23 protein-coding genes, 1 pseudogene and 1 other annotated feature are annotated in these 25,966 nt (G+C 42.3%); of the genes and pseudogenes, 1 reads left to right on the top strand and 23 read right to left on the bottom strand.

Annotated features, from left to right (window positions below; genetic code table 11):
* Positions 1–22 precede the first annotated feature (22 nt).
* The 20 genes and pseudogenes from QZ995_RS21485 to QZ995_RS21580 form a co-directional block, all read right to left on the bottom strand.
* Positions 23–1,534 (bottom strand): Rne/Rng family ribonuclease, encoded by a 1,512-nt coding sequence (locus QZ995_RS21485; RefSeq protein ID WP_301811595.1) that lies wholly within the window; start codon positions 1,532–1,534, stop codon positions 23–25.
* 106 nt (positions 1,535–1,640) lie between these two features.
* Positions 1,641–2,483, bottom strand: a complete 843-nt coding sequence (locus QZ995_RS21490; protein ID WP_301811596.1) for a M50 family metallopeptidase — start codon at positions 2,481–2,483, stop codon at positions 1,641–1,643.
* Positions 2,476–3,279 (bottom strand): M23 family metallopeptidase, encoded by an 804-nt coding sequence (locus QZ995_RS21495; RefSeq protein ID WP_301811599.1) that lies wholly within the window; start codon positions 3,277–3,279, stop codon positions 2,476–2,478. Before QZ995_RS21495 ends, QZ995_RS21490 begins: the two co-directional genes overlap by 8 nt.
* A gap of 153 nt (positions 3,280–3,432) precedes the next feature.
* On the bottom strand, positions 3,433–3,633 hold the full coding sequence (locus QZ995_RS21500) for a cold-shock protein (RefSeq protein WP_301811602.1): 201 nt from the start codon (positions 3,631–3,633) through the stop codon (positions 3,433–3,435).
* A 232-nt stretch (positions 3,634–3,865) separates the two neighbouring features.
* Positions 3,866–4,999, bottom strand: a complete 1,134-nt coding sequence (gene rodA, locus QZ995_RS21505) for a rod shape-determining protein RodA (RefSeq protein ID WP_301811605.1) — start codon at positions 4,997–4,999, stop codon at positions 3,866–3,868.
* 197 nt (positions 5,000–5,196) lie between these two features.
* Positions 5,197–5,991, bottom strand: a complete 795-nt coding sequence (gene minD, locus QZ995_RS21510; RefSeq protein ID WP_301811609.1) for a septum site-determining protein MinD — start codon at positions 5,989–5,991, stop codon at positions 5,197–5,199.
* A 29-nt stretch (positions 5,992–6,020) separates the two neighbouring features.
* Positions 6,021–6,692, bottom strand: coding sequence for a septum site-determining protein MinC (gene minC / locus QZ995_RS21515; RefSeq protein WP_301811612.1), 672 nt, complete (start codon positions 6,690–6,692; stop codon positions 6,021–6,023).
* 93 nt (positions 6,693–6,785) lie between these two features.
* Positions 6,786–9,188 (bottom strand): penicillin-binding transpeptidase domain-containing protein, encoded by a 2,403-nt coding sequence (locus QZ995_RS21520; protein WP_301811614.1) that lies wholly within the window; start codon positions 9,186–9,188, stop codon positions 6,786–6,788.
* Positions 9,189–9,215: 27 nt separating this feature from the next.
* Complete coding sequence (gene mreD, locus QZ995_RS21525; RefSeq protein ID WP_031410668.1) at positions 9,216–9,743, bottom strand: rod shape-determining protein MreD; 528 nt, start codon at positions 9,741–9,743, stop codon at positions 9,216–9,218.
* Position 9,744: 1 nt separating this feature from the next.
* Positions 9,745–10,803 (bottom strand): rod shape-determining protein MreC, encoded by a 1,059-nt coding sequence (gene mreC, locus QZ995_RS21530; RefSeq protein ID WP_301811620.1) that lies wholly within the window; start codon positions 10,801–10,803, stop codon positions 9,745–9,747.
* A 15-nt stretch (positions 10,804–10,818) separates the two neighbouring features.
* A complete protein-coding gene (locus QZ995_RS21535; protein ID WP_301811623.1) occupies positions 10,819–11,859 on the bottom strand; it encodes a rod shape-determining protein in 1,041 nt (346 codons plus the stop codon).
* Between the two features lie 94 nt (positions 11,860–11,953).
* Positions 11,954–12,643: a RadC family protein gene (gene radC / locus QZ995_RS21540; RefSeq protein WP_064019237.1), complete on the bottom strand. Its 690-nt coding sequence runs from the start codon at positions 12,641–12,643 to the stop codon at positions 11,954–11,956.
* A 71-nt stretch (positions 12,644–12,714) separates the two neighbouring features.
* Positions 12,715–13,305 (bottom strand): Maf family protein, encoded by a 591-nt coding sequence (locus QZ995_RS21545; protein ID WP_301811628.1) that lies wholly within the window; start codon positions 13,303–13,305, stop codon positions 12,715–12,717.
* Between the two features lie 11 nt (positions 13,306–13,316).
* Positions 13,317–13,559, bottom strand: coding sequence for a DUF4321 domain-containing protein (locus tag QZ995_RS21550; protein WP_003338397.1), 243 nt, complete (start codon positions 13,557–13,559; stop codon positions 13,317–13,319).
* A gap of 184 nt (positions 13,560–13,743) precedes the next feature.
* A complete protein-coding gene (locus QZ995_RS21555; RefSeq protein WP_301811632.1) occupies positions 13,744–15,240 on the bottom strand; it encodes a sporulation protein in 1,497 nt (498 codons plus the stop codon).
* Positions 15,241–15,310: 70 nt separating this feature from the next.
* Positions 15,311–15,829 carry a prepilin peptidase gene (locus tag QZ995_RS21560; protein WP_301811634.1) on the bottom strand — a complete coding sequence of 173 codons (519 nt, stop codon included), beginning with the start codon at positions 15,827–15,829 and terminating at the stop codon, positions 15,311–15,313.
* A gap of 139 nt (positions 15,830–15,968) precedes the next feature.
* Complete coding sequence (gene murC, locus QZ995_RS21565; protein ID WP_301811637.1) at positions 15,969–17,375, bottom strand: UDP-N-acetylmuramate--L-alanine ligase; 1,407 nt, start codon at positions 17,373–17,375, stop codon at positions 15,969–15,971.
* 1 nt (position 17,376) lies between these two features.
* The gene (locus QZ995_RS21570; RefSeq protein ID WP_301811640.1) at positions 17,377–18,747 is read right to left on the bottom strand and encodes a bifunctional folylpolyglutamate synthase/dihydrofolate synthase; all 1,371 of its coding nucleotides are present in this window, start codon (positions 18,745–18,747) and stop codon (positions 17,377–17,379) included.
* A 51-nt stretch (positions 18,748–18,798) separates the two neighbouring features.
* Positions 18,799–21,465, bottom strand: coding sequence for a valine--tRNA ligase (locus tag QZ995_RS21575; protein ID WP_301811643.1), 2,667 nt, complete (start codon positions 21,463–21,465; stop codon positions 18,799–18,801).
* A 61-nt stretch (positions 21,466–21,526) separates the two neighbouring features.
* Positions 21,527–21,806, bottom strand: a binding site (T-box leader).
* Between the two features lie 134 nt (positions 21,807–21,940).
* Positions 21,941–22,803 (bottom strand): annotated as a pseudogene (locus tag QZ995_RS21580) (YitT family protein).
* A gap of 135 nt (positions 22,804–22,938) precedes the next feature.
* Between QZ995_RS21580 and QZ995_RS21585 the strand changes: the two are divergent.
* The gene (locus QZ995_RS21585) at positions 22,939–23,124 is read left to right on the top strand and encodes a hypothetical protein (RefSeq protein ID WP_301811646.1); all 186 of its coding nucleotides are present in this window, start codon (positions 22,939–22,941) and stop codon (positions 23,122–23,124) included.
* A gap of 67 nt (positions 23,125–23,191) precedes the next feature.
* Here the strand turns inward: QZ995_RS21585 and QZ995_RS21590 are convergent, their stop codons facing one another.
* From QZ995_RS21590 to QZ995_RS21600, 3 genes are all read right to left on the bottom strand, one after another.
* A complete protein-coding gene (locus QZ995_RS21590; protein ID WP_301811649.1) occupies positions 23,192–24,187 on the bottom strand; it encodes a phosphotransferase in 996 nt (331 codons plus the stop codon).
* On the bottom strand, positions 24,184–25,167 hold the full coding sequence (locus QZ995_RS21595) for a hypothetical protein (RefSeq protein WP_301811652.1): 984 nt from the start codon (positions 25,165–25,167) through the stop codon (positions 24,184–24,186). The genes QZ995_RS21590 and QZ995_RS21595 overlap by 4 nt, the downstream gene beginning before the upstream one ends.
* Positions 25,168–25,181: 14 nt before the next feature.
* A partial coding sequence (locus QZ995_RS21600) for a LysM peptidoglycan-binding domain-containing protein (protein WP_301811655.1) occupies positions 25,182–25,966 on the bottom strand: 785 nt, incomplete at its 5' end.

Genomic DNA, 25,966 nt, shown 5'->3' on the forward strand with positions numbered 1-25,966 from the left:
ATATCATACCTAGCAGAAAAGGTCAAGAAAAACGTTTAGAGTCAGCCTTTTTCCCAACATGCAAAATCTGATATTCACTTGGGTGCATGGTTTCACGTGAAATAAATTGAACCAAGACACCCCAATCCTTTGCAAATTGCTCACGTCTGCCCTCAGCTTGAACATACTCATACACATGAGGATGAAAAGCGGCTACAATAGCTTCTGCATCCTGTGCTCGGATCAATGCTTTAGCCTCTCGAATAAAACGTCCGGCTACCTCCTGCTCCGTTAAAATTCTCCCCTTACCACTGCAAGTGATGCATGGCTTCGTTAGAATAGATGCAAGGTTGTTTCTTACCTTTTTCCTTGTCATTTCCAAAAGGCCTAATTGTGTAAAGCCCATGACATAACTATTGGTCACATCTTTGTCTAATTCACTCTGCAAGGCTTCCTGTACAATCTGTTGGTTCTTGGCCTGCTTCATATCAATGAAATCAATAATGATAATACCGCCAATATCGCGGAGCTTTAGTTGTCTGGCAATCTCTTGGGCTGCCTCCACATTGGTTGCCGTCACGGTATCCTCTAGCTGCTGGCCGCTCTTCCCCGTAAATTTCCCTGTATTAACATCGATCACGGTCATAGCCTCTGTCTGATCAATCACCAAGAAGCCCCCATTTTTCAGCCACACTTGCCTATACAGAGCTTTTTCAATTTCTTTGTCGACACCATAGGAATCCAATACAGAGGTTTTTCCTTGATAAAATTGAATTTTATTAAACATGGCTGGATAAATAGCCTTCGCTTGTCCCCTAAGCTCATGATACAGCTCTGCGTCATCCACTACTATTTCTAGCATCTGATCTTCCGAGCGGTCTAATAAAATGCGGCTTACTGCATTATCTGCTGACAGTAGAAGGGACGGCGTTTTTTTCCTTCCCGTTTCCTGACAGGCCGCCTTCCATTTTGCACGCAGGAAATCAAGTTCTGTTTGCAACTGCTCCACGGAAGCTTCCTCTGCCATCGTTCTTACAATAATCCCTTCTCCTTCAGCTAAGCTATCTGTTGCCCACGCTCTTAGTCGTTCCCGTTTTTCTGCATCCACAATTTTACGTGACAACGAGATCAGCCCTGCAAATGGCAAATAAACCAGCATGCGTCCCGGCAGGCTGATTTCAGAGGTAAGTCTTGGAGATTTGCTCCCTATCGCTTCCTTGCTAATTTGGACAATTTTTTCCTCGCCTACTTGCACCAAAGTCCGAATATTAGGCTTGGCCGCCCCTCGGTTCTGTACTTTCCAGCCTGGGGGCAAAGCCTCGTCAATATATAAAAACGCTTCCTGCTCTTCTCCAATATCTATAAAGGCAGCTTGCATGGCTGGTAAGACTTTTTTTACTCGCCCTCTGTAAATATTGCCTACCGCCGCCATTGGTTTGTTCTGTTCCATTGTCAATTCTGCAAGTCTCCCTGCTTCCATGACAGCAATACGTGTTTCTTCTATGTCACGGCTCACGATAATTTGTTGGAGAGCACGTTGTTGTTTTTTGTTCAACTAATCTTCCTCCTGGAGGTCTGTCCTATCCTCTCATTGTAGCGCATTTCTACTCCATTTGAAAAATAACAGAATTAGCTTTCCAATGGTCAAAAAGCATAACACGCTACAGCAAGCTGCTGATCCAGTCTCGCTGGCGCCGCTCCACCAGACAAGCATAAAGCACATTCTCCTCAGGCAGTACCCCGCCTTGTTTCCCTGTAATATAAAACAAATGATATTTACCTTTTTGCAGTTTATGGGTAGCTTCCCAAACGGAGAGAGACGAAGGTACGCGAACAGGCTCTATCGGCTCTAATCTGGGCGCTCTCTGATATCTTTTATGTAAAAATCGAACAAACTGATAAGGAAAGCGTTTGTATGCTTGCCCATTGGCAAGAGCTAAATAAATCGCAACAGCAGTTAGATTAGCATGAAGCAGCCAAATTCCGACTCCTAGAAGTAAAATAGCTAATCCACAGCTGCTACTAAATGATAAAATCGCCGCTTTCCGATAAGAAATGAACGATGTTAAGACTGCTTGCACAATTCGACCACCATCTAAGGGCCACATCGGTAATAAATTAAATAAAGCAATCATCATATTGCTTTTCATAAAAAAATAGGCCCAATGCTCCGACCATATTCCTGCCCACCAAAATAAAAGAGAAAAAAAAATCATAACAATATTCATAAAAGGACCTGCTAATGCTACGACAATCTCGTCTATGGCATCAGATGTTGGAGATTCCTCCATAACCGCGACTCCACCGAAGGGTAACAATTGAATTTCTTTTACTTCCCAGCCGAGTTCACGGGCGGCCGCTATGTGACCAAGCTCATGGATCAGTACAATGATAAACAGCGCAATCGTTTCAACAAAATAACCAGCCATTACAGCTAGGCCGATGACCAGCCAAAATAAAAGGTGGATGCGGACACGAATACCGCCTGGCCAAAAGTCACTCAAATGAAATCACGTCCAATGGATTAGTAAATCTCCCGTTTTGTTTCATCGCCATAAAGAGGTAACGCGTTTTAACCATTTGATCGACAAAAGGCTTGGCATGGCCAACAGTGTCCTTTTTATTCACCCAGTCATTTACAGATACATTGACTTTTTCAAGGTTTCCATACCAAATCTCTCGATCATCGGTATACTGAATGACCACTGTGGTTCCATAACCAGGCTTTTCTCCAACAAAAGTTACCCATCCGGTATCCAAGTTGATGACCTCTCCTTTATCCCCTAAGTCAACAACTATTTTGGCACTTTTAGAATCATATTCCTTTGCTATTTTCCACTCCTTCGGGAAGCTCCACTTACTTAGCTGATACGCGTTAGCTGGCACACTCTCCTTTTCCTTTTTGTTAAAAAGAACCGGTAACACGCTTGGCGAATGACCTGTGACTTGTTCGTACCAAACCGCCACACCCTCAAAATTGAAATCGCGAGTCATCACTTCTCTGGATAAATCTCGCCATGTATTTGGAACACCAAACGGGCTTTTCAATAGGATAAACGCAACCCCAATAACCGCTAGGGAAAGATAGATTTGCCTTTTAAGCTGGAACCCCGCCGGTTTGCTCGGGGGAGTCTCGTTGGTGAAAACAGTGTTTTTTGCATATTGATCAGGAATAAGCACTCTTTCCATCGGATCATGCAGTTCATCAATGTGTGGCGGCATACTGTCGCGCGATTGTAAGAGAAGCTGTTCTTTTCTTTCCTGTCTTCTCTCCTTTACCCGTTCTCTTTCATGAAACATGCATCCCACCCCTTCTCAGGCCAAGCTTTACTTGGAGTATATGACTTGTCTAGGTGGGATATGACACTGTAAAACAGAGCTGTCATCACTGGCATAAATGCAAAAAAACAGCCCCTCAAAAGAGAGACTGCTTCTTTTTATACGTATTTGATCTTACAGACGAGTAACGTTAGCAGCTTGTGGTCCACGGCTACCTTGAACGATTTCAAACTCAACTTTTTGACCTTCTTCTAGAGTTTTGAAACCTTCAGATTGGATAGCGCTGTAGTGTACGAATACATCTTCTCCGCCTTCAACTTGAATGAAACCAAAACCTTTTTCTGCGTTAAACCATTTTACAGTACCTTGTTGCATGGAAAAAACCTCCTAGAAATGTTCGCCTTTTCAGACGATTAAAATATCTGTTAACCATCACTTAAAGCTTGTTTCAAGGAAAAAAGCCGTGCCCAACAGAGACTTGATCACATGGTGACGCTATCTCTGAAAAGCACGGCATATCATCCAATCCATCAAATCACTAGGTAAGTAAAATGGTTAACTTACCTTGAATATATCACACATTTATTGGTTTGTCACGATTTTTAACTTAATCGAAACTAAGTTTCTGCTTCCTCATCCCAATATTCAACACTACACCTATTGTTAAGAAATTGGTCAAAAGGGAACTTCCACCATAACTAATAAATGGCAAAGGCAAACCAGTAATTGGCATTAACTGAATGGTCATTCCAATATTTTCAAAGATTTGAAACGTAAGCATTCCAACTACACCTGATACTACATAGGCACCGAATGGATCATTACACTCCATAGCAATCCGAATCATTCGATACACTAACACGAAAAACAGGATCATCATAATTCCTGCTCCAATAAACCCTAAACGCTCTGCAATGACCGTAAAAATGAAATCACTCTCACCAACCGGAACCCATAACAAGCTAGCCTGCGTAGCTGTGTGTAAGCCTTTACCTGTTAACTGCCCCGATCCAATTGCAATAAGCGATTGTAACAGTTGAAATCCCTGTCCTACTGGATCAAGATAAGGATCTATCCAGGATTCAATTCGAGCCCATTGATAAGGTTTTATTAATTTAAAAAAGATATCATCTTTATGGTACATATAAATATAGGAAACTAGCCCTACTCCGACAGCAGCAATCCCGCTAAACGTAATCATATGACGTACGCGAATGCCACCGACAATCAACATGGTTGCTAATATGGAACAAAAGACTAAAGCTGTCCCCAAGTCTGGTTGTTTAAAAATCATAAGAAGCGGTACCCCAACGATCAGAAATACAGGCCACCATTCATAAAGATAATAAGGCTTACCTAATTTTTCTTCACGTTTGGACATATAGTGTGCAGCAGCTATTATCGTAAAAATTTTCATAGGTTCGGATGGTTGAAACAAAACGACACCTAGATTATACCAACTAGTAGCATTGTTAATCGCCTTTGTAAAAAATACGCCGAAAAGCAAAACTAATCCTATAGCGTAAACTACATATGATAGCTGACGGAACACCCGATAATCAACAATCAGTGTACAAAACAATACGCCAAAACCAATAGCATACCACATAAGCTGTCGGTTCGCCGTCGCCACTCCTGGGGCAGATCCGCTTATACCGAGATAACTAAACAAGCCAAGACCTAGAAGGATCAACAGAATCAACCAATCCAACTGCTTTATATATCGCTTTTCAAAATCCATCTTTTTCCCCCGTGCATGTTAAGGTCTAGTATCTGTAAGTCTTATATTATTCGGAAATGCAAAGAAAAACTTGAAAACCAAACCTTTGGCACTAAGAACCTTCGTTGCACTTTGTAAGACAAAAATTCTATAAGTTCGGATCAGTAAAAAAGAAACAGGAGTATACCCCTGTTCTCTTGTTTCTCGACTAGCATTCCTTATTTTAAGCCAAAAAACTTACGGAACTTATGAAAAACTCCTGGTTTATCCTGAAGCGGCAGTAAAGGCACTGATTCCCCTAACAAACGTCTTGCTACATTTCGATATGCTAAGGACGCACGAGATTCATGATTCATCACTGCCGGCTCGCCTGCATTTGCTGATTTGATGATATATTCATCATCAGGAATCACACCCAGTAAATCAATGGCAAGTAAATCCAGAATATCCTCTACATCTAACATGTCACCATTTTTGACCATGTGGGACCGCACTCGATTAATCACTAATTTAGGCATTCCTACATTTTCACGTTCAAGCAGGCCAATGATACGATCTGCGTCACGCACTGCCGCCTTTTCCGGAGTTGTCACAACAATAGCCTGATCAGCCCCTGCTACAGCATTGCGGAATCCTTGTTCAATACCTGCTGGACAATCAATAATGACGTAGTCAAAATCACGCTTCAATTGGGTGACGATATCTTCCATTTGATCTGTTGTAAGCGCTGATTTATCCTTGGTCTGCGCTGCTGGTAATAATGACAACGTCTCAAAACGCTTATCTTTAATTAATGCCTGTTGCAAACGGCAACTGCCTTCTGCTACGTCAATCAGGTCATAAATAATCCGATTTTCTAGTCCCATGACCACATCCAGATTGCGTAAGCCGATATCTGTATCTACCATACACACCTTCTGGCCATTGAGAGCCAATGCGGTTCCTATATTAGCAGATGAGGTTGTTTTCCCCACTCCGCCTTTCCCTGAAGTAACAACTATTGCAATACCCACGTATGCTCCCTCTCCTTCATTCCGTACCGTTATGCTTTCTTCTTACCCAAATCTGAGCGTAAGCGATGCAAAAAGTTCATTTTAGCGACTACCATCCGATCCTCTTCCAAGTAAGCAAACTCAGTAGTACCGCTATAGTCCGACCATTCATCTCCCGGACGGCTGATTACTTCCGCAATTCTCAGTTGGGTTGGATGTAAGCAAGCGGAGGCGATTACAGCATCTTTGTCGCCATTCGTTCCCGCTTGCGCTACACCACGAAGATTACCTAACACGAAGATACTCCCCGTACTTCTTATCGTACCACCAGGATTAACATCACCCAGCAGCAAAATATCTCCGTCGTATTCTAATACCTGACCGGAACGAACCGTGTTTGTTTGTACAATCAATCCGGGAGCTTTGGCTTCTTTATATGCTTCTTCTTTAAGAATCACATCCGAGTCGATCATATGAATAACCAGATTACCCTTCATGCGAATAATCTGCGTTAACTCTTCCTGTTGCTCTGGAGTGCAGTAACGTTTCCCAAGTTTTAATGTAATCCTGATGAGAGGACCACTAAAAAATTGTGGATGGCTGTGCTCAATTTTGTCACGCAAATCATCTAAAAGCTCCGAAAATGAACAGGTATCGTCCATAAAAAAGACAAGTCCATCTTTGGTTCCTTTAATGATTACTTTACTTTTGGCCGTATTCATGGAGATGTTTCACCTCGACCGTTACCATTCGCCATTTATACAACAAACTCCTGCCTCGCTATTAAAAAACTCAGCGAATTAATCTTAGAAAGCCTACTTTGTCGGCGTTACCGTGCTGTTAAGTGGATACAAGGCATGATAAGCCTCCAGCAATTCACGCGCGATTCTATCTGAACCATGTCCTCCAGAGTGAGGAACCACTACTACAAAGGAAATTTTAGGATTTTCATAAGGCGCATACCCAAGGATCAAAGAGTTATCAGAAGATGTTCCGCCTGTTTGAGCGGTACCTGTTTTAGCAGCTACACTAAACGGCAAGCCTGCCATCGCTGTCGCAGCAGTACCACCAGGCTGAGTAACACGGCGCATCCCCTCTTGAACTACCTTGAGGTAGCTTGGATTGATATTAATTTTATTTAATACTTGCGGTTCTATTGTTGTAATGACATCACCTGGCTTCTTAGGATCAATAGAGCCTTTTCGAATTTCTTTAACCATATGCGGTCGAATTCGATATCCGCCATTTGCGATTGTAGAAACGTATTGAGCCAATTGGATAGGAGTAAAGCTATCATACTGCCCAATAAGAGCATCGGCAATACGTCCCATTTCAAATGTTGGAGCTGGCCAGCCAGCCTTTTCACTTGGTAAATCAATACCAGTCTTAACTCCTAAACCAAATTGCTGATTGTAAAAATTAATGATCTTAAAGGATTCACGATAACTATTTCCTTTTGCTATCTCGCGCTCCTTTAATCTCCATCCCATTGTGTACATGTATGTGTTATTAGATACAGCTATTGCTCGTCTCGCATCAACTTGACCATGTCCACCTAATTTCCAGTTTCGTTTCTTTACATCCCCAAATTGGAAATAACCAGGGTCAAAAATTGACTCATAGGGTGTGGTTAACTTTTCTTGTAAAGCCATCATGACCGAAATAGGTTTCACTGTAGAAGCCGGCGGATAAACACCCCTAGTGACATTATTAAGCTGTGCTGGAGCAACTACCTTCTCATAATTCTCATTGAATAGCTTTCGATTATAGTGGAGGTTTAAATCGTAATCAGGGTAGTTAGCCATAGCCAAAACCTCACCTGTATTAGGATTCATCACGACCGCAGAGGCAGAATTTACTTTTCCTTTAGCAGAGCGTCTCATCTCATTGACATTTCGTTTAAGAATTTCCTCCAATTTACTTTGGAAGCGATAGTCCAAGGAAAGAACTAGATCATTACCAGGTATTGCTCCGCGAGTTCTTCCTTTCACTACTGTCTCTGCATCCTTGTTTACCTGCACGTCCATAATGCCATCTTTTCCACGTAAATCTTTCTCGTAATATCTTTCTAATCCCTCGACTCCAATACGATCTGTCTTGGAATATCCCATAGCAAGATACTCATTGACCTGACTTGCATTAATTGGACTGATGTAGCCAAGAATATGCGTGGCAAAAGCGCCATCCTCATCTTGTCTAATTTGCCGAACAGGCTCAACAATTACATTAATTCCAGGTAATTCACTTAAATTTTCATTGATTTTGGCTACTTCAATTTCAGTAGCGTTTTCCTTAATTCGACGAGGAATGAATTTTGGCATACTATAATCTCGCATGCTGTTTAAAATGCTAATACGGTGCCACTGATACTGACGTTGCTCCGGAGTTAATGGCAATGCAACATCCAAATCAAATCTAGCAGCATACTGAAGTAATTCTGCATCTGTTTTACTGCTTAGCTCACTAGCAGAAGGCATCTTGCTTAAAAGTAACTTTACTTCCTTTTGCAAAGATTCCTTTACTTTGTCTTCAAGAGCAATTGGATACGGTACATTAGCTGTTATGACGTATTTTAATAATTGACTGTCATAGGCTGTCTTCGTATCCACGTTCTTGCCGTCTACCTGAATCGTTGCTGGCAATTTTTTTTGTAAAGCTTCACGGTCATTTTCATCGAAAGGGGATCTTACTGAGAGTCCCAAGGCAAAGGCTGTTTTTACTAAATCATAGTCCTTTATCCCCTTTAATTGAGCCGAATTTGGAAGAGCATTAATTTTGGGAGTTAGCTGCTGGATTACCTTTTGAGATTGCTCTGGCTTTAAAGTGACAGGTAAAGTGGTCTGCAATTCAGTCGCTTTTTTTATCAGCTCTTTATCAGTCCCAATCTTTTCATCCATCTGCAGCAAGCTCGTCAGCTTTTCAGCTACTGCTTCCTCATTAATTTCCCGTTTTTGCTCGGATGTATAAGTAACCGTAAAAACTGGCTTATTCGAAACCAAAACATTGTGGTTCACGTCTAAGATACGACCACGCGGTGCAGGTATTGGCAATTGTCTAATACTATACTTTTCCAAATCGTGTTGATACTGTTCTCCCTCTACGATTTGTACATAGGCAAGTCGTAAAATAACTGCCGCAAAAAAAATAAACACGAAAAAAAACAAAACGTTTAATCTAGTGGCAATATGGGATTTAGGTTGTTGTTGGTTCTCTCCCATTCGAGCTACTCCTCCTTCTGTCAGATCCTACTCATGAGAGCGCTCTTTGTTTTCTTTTACTTGCAAGCAAAGCTTTTTCATCGGCAAATAAACAAAAGCCGCAAACAACATATTTAGAAGAACTGTCGGAAAAATTTCGTGAGTAAGTGTCCAACGAACATCTACAGGATTGGTCATAAATAAACGAAACAGCGTATAAGTAAGCCACTCATGCCCGAATAAAACTAGAAGAAGCGTAGTAAACACGACGGCAAAGCTACGGTGAAATAGCATCAAGACTAGTCCAGCAAAGTACCCTGCCACCATCATAGATAACGTGTACACGCCGATTATATGACCGAAAACAACATCTTGTAACAGCCCAAAGACCAATCCATATAGCAATCCTTCCCTTCTTCCGATAAACAAGGAAATCAGGATAGTTCCCACCAAAGCAAAGCGGGGAATCGTCTCGTAAGACATCCCCCATGCACTCGGCACAAAAACTTGTACTACCGATCCTTCCAATATAAACAGCAATAGCAAAAAGAGGGACAATTTCGTTCGAGATAACATACTATTTACCCCCTTTTCCCTTCGATTGCTGAGTGGTGCCTTTTTGACTGGAAGAACTCGAATCGCCAGTTGGAGTCCCCACAGACTTCCGATCAATAACCAAGACATCGGAAATTAATGTAAAATCAGCGTACGGTTTTATATAGGCTGTTTGGGTTAACCCATAGTCTCCTGGCTCTGTTTTGACCACTACACCAATAGGTAGTTTACTAGGAATCATACCGCCTAACCCAGACGTAATTACCGCATCATTTACACTGATCTTTTGATCTAAAGGAATTTTGCGCATAATCAATAATTTTTCAACCGAGTCGTAATCCTCTAAAATTCCACTTACATACTTCGTAGTAGTTGCTGGCTTCTGTTGGTTATTCGCCTGTGTGGTAGCTGCATTTGATTTATTGGAATTTGACGCATTTGCAGTATTGCTTGTGCCATTCGTCTGTTGACCATTACCAGTAGTTGAAGGCGGAGTTTGGATTGGCTGAGTTGCCAAAATGTATCCTGAAACATGGTTGCGGTTAGAGCTCTCTCTGCTTGTGAGCAATTCAACTGTCGCAGAAAAATTGGAAACATCCTTCACTCTCCCTATCAAACCTTTAGAGGTCATAACAGCCATGTCTTTCTTAACACCTTGTTTGCTACCGCTGCTGATAACCAACACATCGTTCCATTGACTCGAATTCCTTGCAGCTACTTCTGAATAAATGACATTGTAATCATTTAATTTTTGTTTTGTGCCAAGACTTTCTCTAAGTTGTCCATTCTCATACTTTACGGCTTTTAACTCAGCAGACATCTGCGCGTATTGATCCAAGCTTGCTTTTAGTACACGATTTTCTTCGTACACATGATAAGCATCTTGAACATTGTGAACAAACTGCGAAACAGCCTGGGCAGGGCGATAAAACAGACCCTGCACCACGCTGGTTGTATCTTTCATAAATTTTTCTGGCCATGTCAGATTCATTCTGTCCTTGGCGGTATAACCCATCACTACTAACAGAACAACTAAGCCAATTAATACAATTATAAGTTTTCGATTACCGAAGAATGACATAGACACGTCACCCGCTTATCGTCTTTTTGCACGTGAAGATGTTATTCCATGTTTAGATTTAAAGAGATGCAAATTCTCAAGTGCTCGCCCTGTTCCAATAGCTACACAGTCAAGTGCATTCTCCGCCACATGAACAGGCATACCTGTTTCACGTGTTAATAAACGGTCAATGTGACGTAGCAACGCCCCTCCTCCAGTGAGTACAATTCCACGGTCCATGATATCTGCAGCCAACTCCGGAGGACTTTTCTCCAATGTAATTTTCACAGCTTCAACAATTGACATAATCGTTTCAGCTAATGCTTCGGCAATTTCTGTGCTTGTAACAGAGATCGTTTTTGGCAAACCTGTCACAAGATCTCGACCACGAATTTCTACCGTTTCTTGTTCATCCGGGGCGATAGCGGAACCAATCTCCATTTTCAACGTCTCAGCAGTACGCTCACCAATCATCAGATTGTAACGACGTTTAATATACTGAATGATAGCCTCATCCATTTCATCACCAGCTACACGAATGGAACGACTAGTAACAATTCCACCCAGTGAGATGATCGCTACTTCCGTCGTACCGCCCCCAATGTCCACTACCATGCTACCTGTTGGCTCCCAAACAGGCAAATCAGCACCAATTGCAGCCGCAAAAGGCTCTTCAATTGTATATGCTTCTTTTGCTCCTGCTTGCTTCGTTGCATCCTCTACCGCACGTTTTTCAACCGCTGTAATCCCAGATGGCACACAAACCATTACACTAGGACGACGGCTAAAGAAGCCTTGATTTTTCTGAGCTTGACGAATGAAATAACGCATCATGGTTGCAGTGGTTTCAAAATCAGCAATAACTCCGTCTTTCATCGGACGAACAGCCACGATATTACCTGGTGTACGACCAATCATGTTTTTAGCTGCATTACCTACAGCCTCAATTGTATTTGTATCAGTGCGGATCGCTACAACAGAAGGCTCGCTCACCACAATTCCTTTTCCTTTAACGTATACGAGGGTATTAGCTGTTCCCAAGTCAATCCCCATATCGCGTGTGAAACTACCAAACATATTGAAAATCTCCTTCCATTTTGTCAAAACGGTCATTTTCCTAGGATGCTTCCGCTGACAGACAGGTATTATTTGTTTTGTGAAAGGGTACGTGTTACATATATCCCTGTTCTTTTAAACTAACGTAATGACCATCTCCAATAATAAGATGATCCAAAAGAGGGATTCCTACTAAATCTCCTGCTTGAAGCAGAATTTTAGTCACATTAATATCCTCTTTGCTTGGAGCAGGATCTCCGCTTGGATGATTATGCAAACAGATTATAGAGGCACAAGAACGCTTAATGGCTTCGCGGTAAATATCCCGTGGATGAACAATAGAAGAATCCAAGCTTCCCACAAAAACTGTTTTCTTCCCAATCACCTGGTTTTTCGTATTTAAAAACAGGCATACAAAATGTTCTTGCACGAGACCAGCCATTTCCGGCATCATAAAATCTGCTACATCTTTTGGCAAGCGGATGCTGATACGAATATCTCGAGCTTTAATGGCAGATCTTCGTCCTAACTCCAGCGCAGCTTGTATTTCCACAGCCTTAACGGGACCAATCCCGTTTATATCTGTCAGCTCTTCATGAGTCGCTGTTGCCAGTTGTTGCAAATCACCAAACACAGCTAATAAGCGCTGCGCTACCCTATGGACTGGATCTTTTTCTGTGCCAGTTCGAAGTAAAATCGCTAAGAGTTCGACATCCGATAAAGCACCAGACCCTTGCCTTAACAAACGTTCGCGCGGACGCTCATATGTAGGGACGTTTTTTAACTTAAAATTGTTACAGTTCATCTCTTATTTTGCCCCTTCCTTCATTCCTGCCAAGCGGCTTTTATCATGGAGAAGCAATCTAAGAGGAACACCTACTTGTTTAACAGGGAAATTCCAAATTGATTAAGCATCTGGGCCAAGCGATTGAGCGGTAGTCCCACTACCGTAAAATAATCGCCTTCAATTCGTTCTACAATCGTCGATCCAAGGCCCTGTATAGCATAGGAACCAGCTTTATCGATCGGTTCTTTACTGGCGATATATCCACGTATCTCCTGATCTGTCATTGTACGCATTTTAACCCTTGTTGATGAATAATCAAGTGCTGTCTTCCCGGTCGAAACATCAATAATAGCTAGGCCGCTGAATACTTCATGCTCGCGCCCTTGTAATGAAGTGAGCATCCGAAATGCATCCTCTTCATCTTCCGGCTTTCCCAATACCTGTCCGTCTAGCACAACAATTGTATCAGAGCCAATAACTAGACCAAATGACAAATTTTTGGCAACTGCATCCGCTTTTCTATGAGATAAGATTTTCACGATTTCTTCTGGTGCAATCTCTTCAGATATCGTCTCATCTACATTGCTCACCTGAACGCGAAAAGGCAAGCCCAAGCATGCCAGCAATTCCTGACGTCGCGGGGAAGAAGAAGCTAATACGATTGGCTGTTCGGGATTCATTATATCTCCCCCTATCGAATTTTTTTATATATCCAAAAAGCGAGAACAAGCCCTCCGATACTGGCTAGGTTTAGTTTTACCTCAAAATGAAGATTGTACTTCAAAATGTCCAAATCTGCCGCAGGACTCCATGTTAACATCTTACTCTCTCGAAGAAAAGGAATCCAAGGACCTAATATTTGCCCTAATAGACTACCAAACAGGAGACCTGATAACAGGACAATCAATAAAATTACAAATTCTTTCCCCGTCATTCCCTCTACCCTCGTTTTTCATCGTTGTTGTTTGGAAGAAAGTCGTTATAATCACACCTAAGTGTAGCAAAACTTGACATCAAGAGACAACTACCGAAGCAGTTGATTTTCAGATTTATTTTTTTGATCATAACGAAAGAAAGACCTTGTTTGCAAGAAACCTTTTGCAAACAAAGCCGTTTTTCTAATTCGTCTCCTTCATCCATGTAGCATAATAATGTAAATATTGCATAATTCCTTTTTGCACCTGCCAAGCATACGGCTCTGCATTGCCTGTTTTTAGTTGGGTCATCGTACTCATTGCCTGATTCATCCCCTGCACCATCCCCGCTATATAGACTTGCTCCTTTTGTGACAAGGCCTGCTGTGTTGCTCTACTATTATCTAAAAAAGCGACATGCATCCTTTTAAGCTTAGCTTCTTGCTCTGCTGTAAGCGGCTGTACTTTTTGCTTATCTGTATTAACCACTTGACTGGATAAAGTAGAAAGCTGTTGAATGATATCTATTCCCGATTTGATAAAAGCATTAACAACCCCTTTATCAGAGGAAGCACCTACTTCTAAAGGGGAGGTAGGGACAATCTGAACTTGTTTCTCTGCAGCTGGCAGCTTCACTTCTTTTACAAAGACTTCAATTTGCTTTTGTCTAAAATGATCTGCCAATCCCAGAATGGCATCGCGATTTGGCGATACTCCCGTAAATAAATGAAGCCTTCCTTCGATTGGATAAAGAAAATGGGGTAATCCCTTTTCGTCAAGAGAGGCAATAGCTGGCTCGGCTGCTTTTGGGTCAGTAAACACCCCCATTTGAACCATGTAATAGTTCTGTTCTGGAAATTGGACGGTTGCAAGAACGGCATCTGCTTTCTGACTAGTAGAGCCAATGGGCGATCTCGCCTGCTGTAACGCTCCTTCTTTAGACAGGCCCTCTTCTTGTGAATCTTTAGATCCATTAGGTTGACGCTCACCATTAACGGGAACAGCTTTTTCCTTGAATGCACTCGTCCCTCCAGAAGTAGCAGCCGAATTCTGTACAGCACCCGCTTGTGAGGGATGCACTAGCTGTTCTTGTACGAAGATATTTAAAACAATAAAGCCAAATAATACTCCAAGGATAATGGCACTTATTGTTGTAATAAACACTCTTAAAATAGGTCGCTTTGACATATGGCTTTGATTTCTAATTAGTTTTTCCCACCATGCCGGCTTCCTTGATTCTAGCGCCCAATCAGAGGGATAAAGCCCCTCGTAATATGGATTCTGACATCCCTCTTCACCCAGCCGGTCTTCTATAACCGCTCTATCCTGCTCTTCTTTTTCCAATAGGCGCTCGTCTTTAGACAATTCAGCCAGAAACTGTTCCTTACTCGTATGAGTCGGTGGGTTTTGTTCCTCCAGTTTACCCAATCTACTCATTGCCTCAGCTAATTCCAGCTCTGCCTCCTTCGCTTGCTGCTCATCATATCCTTGCCTTGTTTCTTTATTGTCATCACCTACTGGCCCCCGTATTCCTCCATGTACTGCCTCATTACCTGTGGCCTTTTCTGGCTGTGTTTTTTTGTAATTCTTCTGTTCTTTTACCTGCATATTTTGTACGGGTGTATTTGCTCCCATCTTACTTTTGGGAGGGTTGACAGGTGATAGTTTTATAGAAATTCGATTGGAAGGTTGTCCGCTCATAGTAGGTCCTCCTCGTTCTCTTAACTCTAGTACTACTAGTTTACGAACAGACCTGACGACTTATGACTGCTCAGGAAAGAAAAAATATAGCATAGACACGCAACACATCAATCCTGCCTACATACGTAAACAACCAGCCAATTGTCAAACAACAGGCAAATGGTATTCCTTCCTTTCTTATCCGCGGCTGTCGAGCTAATAGAACCGCAAGTGCAATTGCGCTAATCCCCGCTACAAGCAACAAGGAGATAATATAGGTCCTCCCAACAATTAACCCTAATAAGGCTGCTAACTTGATATCTCCTCCTCCCACTCCTCCTTTTGTAACAATCGCTGTTATATATAAGAGCACAAAGGCCAATACCATGGCGAACATATGGGTTGTAAATGTCTCTTTTTCTAATGGATGAATCACACGTACACATAAAAATGCAAAAATAGCGGGCAAAACAACAGGATTAGGGATCAGGCGCTTCCTTATATCCGAAAAGCAAATCACCCCTAGTAAAGCCCCGCAGATCCAGCAAATCAGTTGTTCGATTTCAGCTTCCTCCACTAATTTAATGGGCCAATCCCACTGTAGCATCATAAACCACCTCCCTCAGCTTGTTACTACGTTCAATGTGTATCCTAGCTCATTCGATAAAGACAAAAAAACTGCCAGACAAATCCGGCAGTTTCCTTTGTTACCACTATCTAGTTTAGTATGACAATAAATGCTTTTATTCTCAGCTTTCCTGTGTTTCTTTCACTTTTTGTTGCAATTGCTCGGCGAACCAATATGCGGATTTCCAAATATCCCCCGCTCCCATTGTTAAGACGAGATCTCCTGGCTGCAATTGCTTCACCAGTTGTTGCTGCACTTCTTCCTTGGTAGGAACGTACTGTGCACGCGGATGACTATTTACTTTAATTTTATCAACTAAAACCTGAGAGGATACCCCTTCGATTTTCTTTTCCCCTGCGGGAGAAAAAATATCCGTAATAATAACCTCGTCCGCTTCTGAAAAAGCTCGGCTAAATTCCTCCATCAAGAAAAACGTGCGGGTATAGCGCTGTGGCTGAAATATTGCAATCACCCGACGTCCACAAGCCTTCGCTCCATTTAATGTTGCCATGATTTCTGTTGGATGATGAGCATAATCATCAACCACTAAAATATCCTGTGCATCCCCAATAATTTGGAAACGGCGTTTTGCGCCACGGAACGTACTCAAGGCCTGAGAAATCCTTTCAAAGGGAACTCCTGCTTCTAGGGCTACTATCATCGCTGCTAAGGAATTGGCTACATTATGCTTGCCTGGGAAGTGAAGAATTACCTCGCCTAAATGAACATCCTTATGCCATGCCTGATAGGTCGTCGTTAGATCACCGCATACAATCTCCGTAGCATAATAGTCCGCTGATCCACTATAAACAGGGTCAATAGAATAGGTAATTACCTTTCGATTAACGGAGGGCATTAATTCACGTACATGATGATCATCCAGACACACAATAGCTGTACCATCTGGTTTGATGTTACCCAGAAAATGAACATAAGCCTTTTTTAGGTTGGCAAAGTCTCCATCAAAATGCTCTAAATGATCTGGTTCAATATTGGTTACAATGGCATATGCTGGATGGTATTCCTTAAAGGAGCCGTCACTTTCATCTGCCTCGGCCACTACATAATTGCTTTTACCGGCTTTTGCATTTGTACCAGCGTTGACTAGTTCACCACCAATAATAAAAGTGGGGTCCTCGCCGCATGATTCTAAAATGTGGGCTGTCATCGAAGTTGTAGTTGTTTTGCCATGAGCACCAGCTACAGCTACACCTGTTCTCTCATTTAGAATCTTTGCAAGCATCTGTGAACGATGCAGCAGCGGAATCCCCTTTTCCAGGGCCGCTGCAACTTCAGGATTTTCTTTCGATATACTGGTAGAATAAACGACGATATCTGCCCCATCAATATGAGAAGCATTATGACCGATAATCACTTGTGCTCCTTTTTCCTGTAGCTTTCGGGCAAGATCGTTCATCGCAACATCCGATCCTGTTACTTTATATCCTAAATCAACTAATACGCGTGCAATTCCACTCATACCATAACCGCCGATTCCGACGAAGTGGACATGTTGCAATGGTTCCACTTTATTCACCTACCTGTTCTACGGGGATTAAAAAGATTGAGCGTACCAAAGAGATGAAGTAAAGTGATCCGCAAATCAGCAACGTCTCATCGCTCTTCGTCTCGTCGCTCAGCCATTCACGCAACGTGATTTCCCAATCATCAACACGTTCCAGTTGTTCTTGATTAAAGCCACCCATCAAAAAAGCATCCTCCAAGGTATCTACAGAGGCGGCTCTTGGAAAATCAAAGCTCGTGAGATACACGTTGGCAAATTCGAGCGGCGCCTCTTTAAGAACCCGAGCCATTTGAGGCAACGGTTTATCCTCAAGAGCAGAGAACATTAAATGAATTCGCTTTGTATCGTTTGCTAGCTCAGCTAAACTGTCGACTAGCATCGTGATACCTTCCGTGTTATGTGCTCCATCTATCATACATAACGGTTTTCGTGAGACAATCTCCAAGCGCCCCGGCCATGTAGCTTGCGCCAAACCCTTCTTCCTATCTTCTTCCTCCACAAAAAAAGCATAGAATTCTCTCATGAGATCTAGAACCATCAAGGCAACGCCCGCGTTTTGCACCTGATGTTTGCCTAGTAACCCCAATTGATATGTGGAAGAGTTGGGACGAAACAAACTACCATATTCGATATGCTGGGCTCCTCTTGAAGCTTCTGTAAAGAGAGGCTTGGAATAAAATTCGTTACCTAGCCTATAAAGCCTGCTATTTTTTTGTTTGGCAATCCGAGAAATAACATCAAGCGCCTCTTCCTGCAGTTGTCCTACTACAACAGGCACTCCTGATTTGATAATACCGGCTTTTTCCAAAGCAATCTCACCAATCGTTGAGCCTAGAACATTGGTATGATCAAGACCAACATTGGTAATGACACTTATGATGGGATGGACAACGTTCGTTGAATCCAAACGTCCACCAAGCCCCGTTTCCCAAATCACAATCGCAGGTCTGACCACTCTGCCAAAATAACAGATCGCCAGTAAAGTAATAACCTCAAACTCAGTAGGACAGCCATACTCCGTTTCCTGTTCACAGCGCCCCACCAACGGCTTTATTTCATCCACAAGACGAACAAGGTCGTCCTGTGGAATGAGTTGGTTATTAAATCGAATACGTTCGCGAAAATCAGTGATGTATGGAGAAGTAAAGGTTCCAACACTTATTCCCGCTTCCAGCATTACGTGTGTCAAAAAAGTGCATGTAGAGCCTTTTCCATTGGTACCTGCCACATGAACAAATAATAAATTTCGTTCAGGATGCCCTAACTCCTCTAGCATCCAATTCATGCGCTCTAAACCAGGTTTAAGTCCAAAACGTAACAGGCTGTGAAGCCAATCCAATGCTTCATCATAAGTAAGGATATGATCTGCCTTCATTTACCGTATGACCCCAATCGTTTAGTTATGACAAAAACGAAGCAGACAGGCTTAGGATTCTAGATCAGCTAAACGCGCAATAACCTTTTCACGCTTGTTTGCGTAGTCTGCCATTTTAGCTTTCTCTTCCTCAATAACATTTGCGGGAGCTTTTGCCATAAAGCCTGGGTTGTTCAGCTTTTTCTCGATGCGTTCTACTTCTTTATTTAGTGTATCAATTTCCTTCTCCAAACGCTTGCGCTCCTGTTCCAAATCAAGTAACCCTGCAAGCGGTAAAAATAACTCTGCACCAGTAACAACAGCGGACATCGCTTTTTCCGGGGCTTCCAAATCAGTACCAATTACTAGTTTCTCAGGGTTGCAGAATCGTACCAAGAACTCTTCGCCACGTTGCAGACTTTGAAGAGATTGTTGATCGTTAGCCTTGATTACCAGTTCAATTTTTTTAGACATTGGCACGTTTACTTCTGCACGGATGTTACGCACGCTGCGGATAATATCCATAAGCAAGCTCATTTCTGCTTCAGCATCGTTAAAAGTTAACTCGCTTTTTGCCTGCGGCCAAGCAGCAATTGTTATGCTTTCACCCTGATGCGGTAGGGCTTGCCATATTTCTTCCGTGATGAAAGGCATGAATGGGTGCAGTAGACGCAACGTCTGGTCTAGCACATATACAAGCACAGATTGAGTTGCTTTTTTCGCTTGTTCATCTGTACCGTACAATGGCAATTTGGCCATTTCAATGTACCAGTCGCACAAATCATCCCAGATGAAATTGTATAACAGACGACCTGCTTCTCCAAAATCAAACGCATCCATCAATCGAGTAACATCAGCGATGGTTCCTTGAAGACGGGTTAAAATCCATTTATCGGGCGCAGATAATTCTTTGGTTAAATCGATATCTTCATACGTAAAGTCTTGTAGATTCATCAAAGCAAAACGTGAAGCATTCCAGGTCTTGTTTGCAAAATTGCGGTTCGCTTCTACTTTTTCCCAATAAAAACGTTGGTCATTGCCCGGGGAATTACCCGTTGCCAATGTAAAGCGCAAGGCATCCGCACCGTACCTCTCGATTACTTCCATCGGGTCAACCCCGTTACCAAGCGATTTAGACATCTTACGTCCTTCAGAATCGCGGATAATTCCATGGATTAACACGTGCTCAAATGGCTTCTCACCAGTGAATTCCAAACCACTGAAAATCATACGTGCTACCCAGAAAAAAATGATGTCGTAGCCTGTTACAAGTACGTTAGTTGGATAGAAGTATTTCATGTCTTCAGTTTCATCTGGCCAACCTAATGTGGAGAATGGCCACAACGCAGAGCTGAACCACGTATCTAAGACGTCATTATCCTGAGAAAGGTTGCTGGAGTGACATTTGCAGCATTCTGTGACATCAACTCGGGATACATGCAACTCGCCGCAATCCTGGCAATACCAAGCAGGGATGCGGTGACCCCACCATAATTGGCGTGAAATGCACCAATCACGAATATTTTCGATCCAGCGCAGGTACGTGTTTTTAAAACGCTCAGGAACAAATGTAACACTGTCTTCGGAAGCAGCATTTTTTAGTGCCTCGTCTGCAAGAGGCTGCATGTTAACAAACCATTGTGTCGATAGGTAAGGTTCTACTACCGCGTCACTTCGTTCACTATGTCCAACCTGATGAATATGCTCCTCGATTTTAAACATAACGCCTTGATCTTGTAAGTCTTTAATAATTTGCTTGCGACAAGCAAAACGATCAAGCCCTTTATAGGAGGCAGCATTTTCATTCATTACCCCTGATTCATCCATGACAATGATTTGTTCCAAATTATGGCGTTGACCCATCTCAAAGTCATTTGGATCGTGTGCAGGCGTGATTTTAACTGCACCAGAACCAAATTCAGGGTCTACATAATCGTCCGCTATAATCGGAATTTCGCGACCTGTAATCGGCAGAACAACCATTTTGCCAACTAAATCTTTATAACGTTCATCCTCTGGGTGAACGGCTACTGCGGTATCGCCTAGCATTGTTTCAGGACGAGTCGTAGCCACTTCAATAAAGCCGCTTCCATCAGCCAATGGATAACGCATGTGGTGCAGCGCGCCTTTTACTTCTTTATAAATAACCTCGATATCAGACAAGGCTGTACGAGCGGCTGGGTCCCAGTTAATGATGCGCTTGCCGCGGTAGATCAAACCTTTGTCATAGAGGCGAACAAACACTTCACGAACGGCACGTGATAAGCCCTCGTCCATCGTGAAACGCTCGCGTGAGTAATCTAGAGCAAGCCCAAGTTTTTCCCATTGTTCACGAATATGATTAGCATAGACATGCTTCCATTCCCATACTTTTTCTAGGAATTTTTCACGGCCCAAATCATGACGGCTTAAGCCCTCTTCGCGAAGATTTGCTTCTACCTTCGTTTGTGTTGCGATACCCGCATGATCCATTCCTGGTAGAAACAGCGCGCTGTATCCCTGCATACGCTTGGCACGTGTAATAATATCTTGTAGCGTTGTATCCAATGCATGGCCCAAATGTAGCTTACCTGTTACATTTGGAGGCGGAATTACAATCGTATAAGGAGCTTTCTTAGGATCGCGCTCCGCTTTAAAAAATTCTTGTTCCATCCAGTAGGGATACCATTTGGCCTCCGCTGCCTTTGGATCATAGTTTTTTGGTAGTTGTGAATCAAGAGATGCTTGTTCGTTTGCCATAATCCTATTCCTCCTTATAATTGCACATCATTACATGGGCAAATAAAAAAACTCCTCATCATCAAAGGACGAAAAGGAGTTTGTTTCGCGGTACCACCTTTGTTAACGCGCACCATCATCATTCAAATACATTTCCCACTATGTGAAAGTACGGAACTCACGCGTTCACTCTAACAAGATAACGGTTTGACGCCGATTCCAACTACTTTATGACTTCTCATTTCATTGGAATTGCTCATGGACGACTTTCCATATCCCTACGCCTTAGAGAATCTCGCAGCTAATGATTCTCCCTCTCTGATAAGGTGGGTATATGTACTCTTTCCAATCATAGCATTGCATATATAATCATATACAGCATATTATAGCGAACCCATAATGGTACGTCAAATAGAGAAAAATGTGAATGCTTGCAAACAGAAACGAAAGCTGTTTGATTTACCTTCCCTTCTAAATCAGACAGCCTTCGTTCCTTTTAATGAATTGCTTCTTTCTTAAAACGACCGCCTTTAACATCACGAATGTTTCCAATGGCTAAAAATGCAGACTGATCCCATTCTTCTACAATTGATTTTAATTTGGCCTCTTCCAATCGGGTGATGACGGTAAAGATAATTGTCTTATTATCTCTAGAATATCCGCCTTCCCCGTTCAAATAAGTAACACCACGCCCTAGCCTTGCTAGCAAAGCTTCACCAATTTCTCGATGCTTGTCACTAATAATCCAGACTGATCTGGATTCGTTAAAACCCTCAAGTGTTACTTCAATCATTTTGTAGGCGATGTAGTAAGCAAGCAAAGAATACATTGCTTGATTCCAGCCAAATACAAATCCTGCACTGCCTAAAATAAATATGTTGAAAACCATGATTATCTCTCCAACAGAAAAGGCTGTTTTCCTGTTAAACAAAATGGCTACAACCTCTGTCCCATCAAGCGACCCACCATAACGAATGACCAAGCCTACCCCTATCCCCAAAAATACGCCTCCATAAACCGCAGCGAGAAACGGTTCTCTCGTAACAGCGCTAACTGGGTGCAATAAACTTGCAGCAATTGACATGGTCGTAACTCCAAACAATGTAGATAGAGCAAAGGTTTTACCTATGTACTTATAACCAATAAGTAGGAAGGGTAGGTTTAACAAAAATAAGAAAAGACCAATTGGCCAGCCTGTCAAATGGCTAAAAATAATCGAAACACCCGTAATCCCTCCATCAATGACTTGATTGGGAATCAAAAATTCTTCTAGTCCAAATGTAAAAATCATGGACCCTAGAATGATAAAAAAGCTCTCTTGAATAGTTGAACTGTGTTAATTCTTCGATGTTCAACCAAAAGAACCACATCCTCTCTTCTTGATTTGTTTTCTATATTTTACTGCAATTTGTGGAAATAAACGATTCACAAATTGCCGCTTACTTCACCCTCTATCCGCATACTGCATACGCTGTGCAGTAGGGGGTGATAATTATGAATTGGCGACGCTTTAAATACAGTTCTTTTCTATACAATATAAAGGCTTCCTATAAACAGTTTCTATTGCCTTTTACAGCCTTTCAGTTTATTAGAACCTTACTGCTGCCCACCTCCCTCGATGTATTAATCCTAGGCTTCCTCGCCATTTCTTATGCTGCATTTTCGATGGATTGGCTGTAGTCACGTCATTATGTTTACGCACCCATCATGCAAAAAAACGCCTCCTTTTCCCAAGAAGGCGTCTAGATCAAAACGCTTGATTGGTCCATCTATTTAAGCTCACCAGCCGATCCAAATCCTTTTCCAATCGCTTAACTGCATACAGCTCCGTCCATTCGTACCGTCGATTATAATAGGACTCCAGATTACGCATGATCCTCTCGGGATATTGTAAAAAGTATTGTAGCAGCGAAATCTCTTCTGGCCGAAGGGGAAACACTTCGCTGTACTGTTCAAAAAGGTCAGTTGCTGTTTTACTTTCCCCCCCGAGCTGAAAATAATTACGTAGCATTACCGCTATATCTCGAACGGGGGTATCAAACACGGTTCGGTCAAAATTGAGCAAACGCACTTTGCCGCTCTCATTCATAACCGTATGACTTGGATGTGGATAACCATGGATGAGCGAGAGTCGAAATTGATTGCTTGTTTCGTGTCGTCTTCGCCAAATGCGTAAATTTTCCAGCGCTTGATTAGCAGTGTCAGCAATAAACGTATGATTAGCTAAAAATGCAACATCAAACGGAGACGCATAATCCCGTTCATTAGCGAGATCACGGAACATAGCCAATTGACGAATCCAGCTTTGCCATCTATTAATTAGGGCATCAACGAGCGGCTCCACCTGCTTTGGATCTTCAATTCGGTAATTTTGCGTTAGCTGATGGAACTCCGCCAATCGAACAACCGTCCCCGAAGCCCAGCTAGACAGATTCGCTTTGGAAATGGAAACACTATCCTCCCATTGGGTTAAATAATAAACCTCTCCCCCTTGCCTTACATATGGTTCATCAATTTTGGTATATAAAAGAGGTATAGCACCATCCCAGCCTCTTTGCTCCAAATGTCTCAATACGCCACCCACATAAAGCAGGCGAGTGGCCGGTGCGGCTGTTTTTTTGCAGGAATAACACCCGTTTGGAGTAATTCCTTTATATACATGCGGAGCTTTAACCATCTCAATTGATTGTACATACATATCATACTCGTTAAACAAGGGGAAGAGTTGATCGTACTGACTCATGACGATTGCCGCCCTCGCTCTGCTCGCTTCGCCAAGCGTTGCAGATGATAATCCAATTCTCGCTGTCGCATGACTGACTGTTTGACATCCTCCGTTGCTTGTTTATCCTCTTTTGTGTTAGCCTGAAGAACTTTTTCCAATGTTCTCCACAATTCCTGCGGATAGGCCATAAAGGAGAGCAATAAACGAAATTCTTCATAATTCAATGGTTTTACCTCTTCATAACCATCTAGAAAGGCGTCAACCAATGCCTGATCTCCACCATCCAACGCAATTTCGTGTAAAAAACTTGCTGTATCCTTATGCTGAACAGTGAGAGAGGTTTTATAAAAGCCTCGCAAAAACACTTGATCGTCAACCATTACCCAATTCTTCCGTGATAATTCCTTATGAGAAGCTGCCAGCACTTCATCTGGTAAGGATACGCTCTGGATTAAGGTAGCACTGCGCTCCATCCGTTCTAAGATAGACGGAAACAAGCTTCCCCATTTATTGCGCTTCTTCGCATTCTGATCCCGTTCCCACTGCTTTAAAAATTTTTTTGTCCGATCCAGTACTTGCTGTGCATGTAATTGTTCTCGTCTCAATAATTCTCCACCAATTTGGAGGGATTGGGCCTGTTGGGCTAAATGCATTTGCGCTGTAATACGACCACATTCCAGCATGTTATCAATGGTGTAGGCGATTGGTTCTGCTACGCGATGGTGATCCATCAAGCTATAACCCTTTTTATTTGATACTACATAAGGCTTAGAATCTTTGGTACGAATAAATCGTTCTACGTTTTTAACTCCCTGACGTGCCATTTGCTCACGCCATCCGTAAGACCAACGCATATATTCTATACGAGGCCATACCCTTATCTCTTTGGTTCCCCTGTTTGTTTCTATTAAATAGTAATCCACTTTTGGCGTTATTTTGGTCGTTTTCAGTTTATATCGTTTGCAGATGGGGGAAATATCTAATTGTTCCTTTGCCATGCCCTTCTCTCCCCTTATTGCGGAATGTAAAGAATTTGCCCCTCTTCTACTCGATCTGTTGACATTCGATTTGCTTCTTTAATTTTGGTCACGGACATTTCATACCGCTGTGCAATAGAATCTAAGGTATCATTTTTTTGGATAATGCACATTTTCAATTTACTGAATTTTTCTGTGCGATCTTGTACAAATGAAGTTAGGTTCCCTAATGCGTCTCTACGTGAACTGCTGGTATCACTTTTTGCCTTCGTTTGCTCTAAAACCTCCTCCTCTTGTTTACTCTCCTCACGCTGATTTTTCTTTTTCTCATTTCCATGTAAGTGTGAGAAAATATTGGAGAAGTTCATCATTTCATTTTGCTCTTTATGATTGTTTTTTGAACCAATGGCAACCTTCATTTCTGTTTCCTGTTCAACTGTTAAGGATGCTGTATTTTCCTCTGCTGATTTTGCTTCTTCCTTTTCCAATTGAGCCATAAGCACAGTTGCTTCTTCTGTGCTTAATTCCGTGCTGATAGCAGGCTCTTGCTGCTCCTGATCATATTCCGCTGTATGAGCTTTTACCTTATTTTCATCTAGTTCGACATGTACTTTGGCTGTTTCTGTTGCTCTTTCTGTTATCGCTTCTTTTTTTGCTGTTGTAGTTATGTCTACCTGCTCCTCTTCACTTCCCTCCCAATATTTTGCATATGGATCGGAATCAGCAACCAATTGCACTTTTGATTGAGAGTGATGATTCTCGATCCATTCTTCATGTTGTTTCGTAGCAATTTCTTTTGGTTCGGCAACTGTCTCTTGCG

This window comes from Brevibacillus laterosporus, from assembly GCF_030489605.1.
Lineage (GTDB): Bacteria > Bacillota > Bacilli > Brevibacillales > Brevibacillaceae > Brevibacillus_B > Brevibacillus_B laterosporus_E.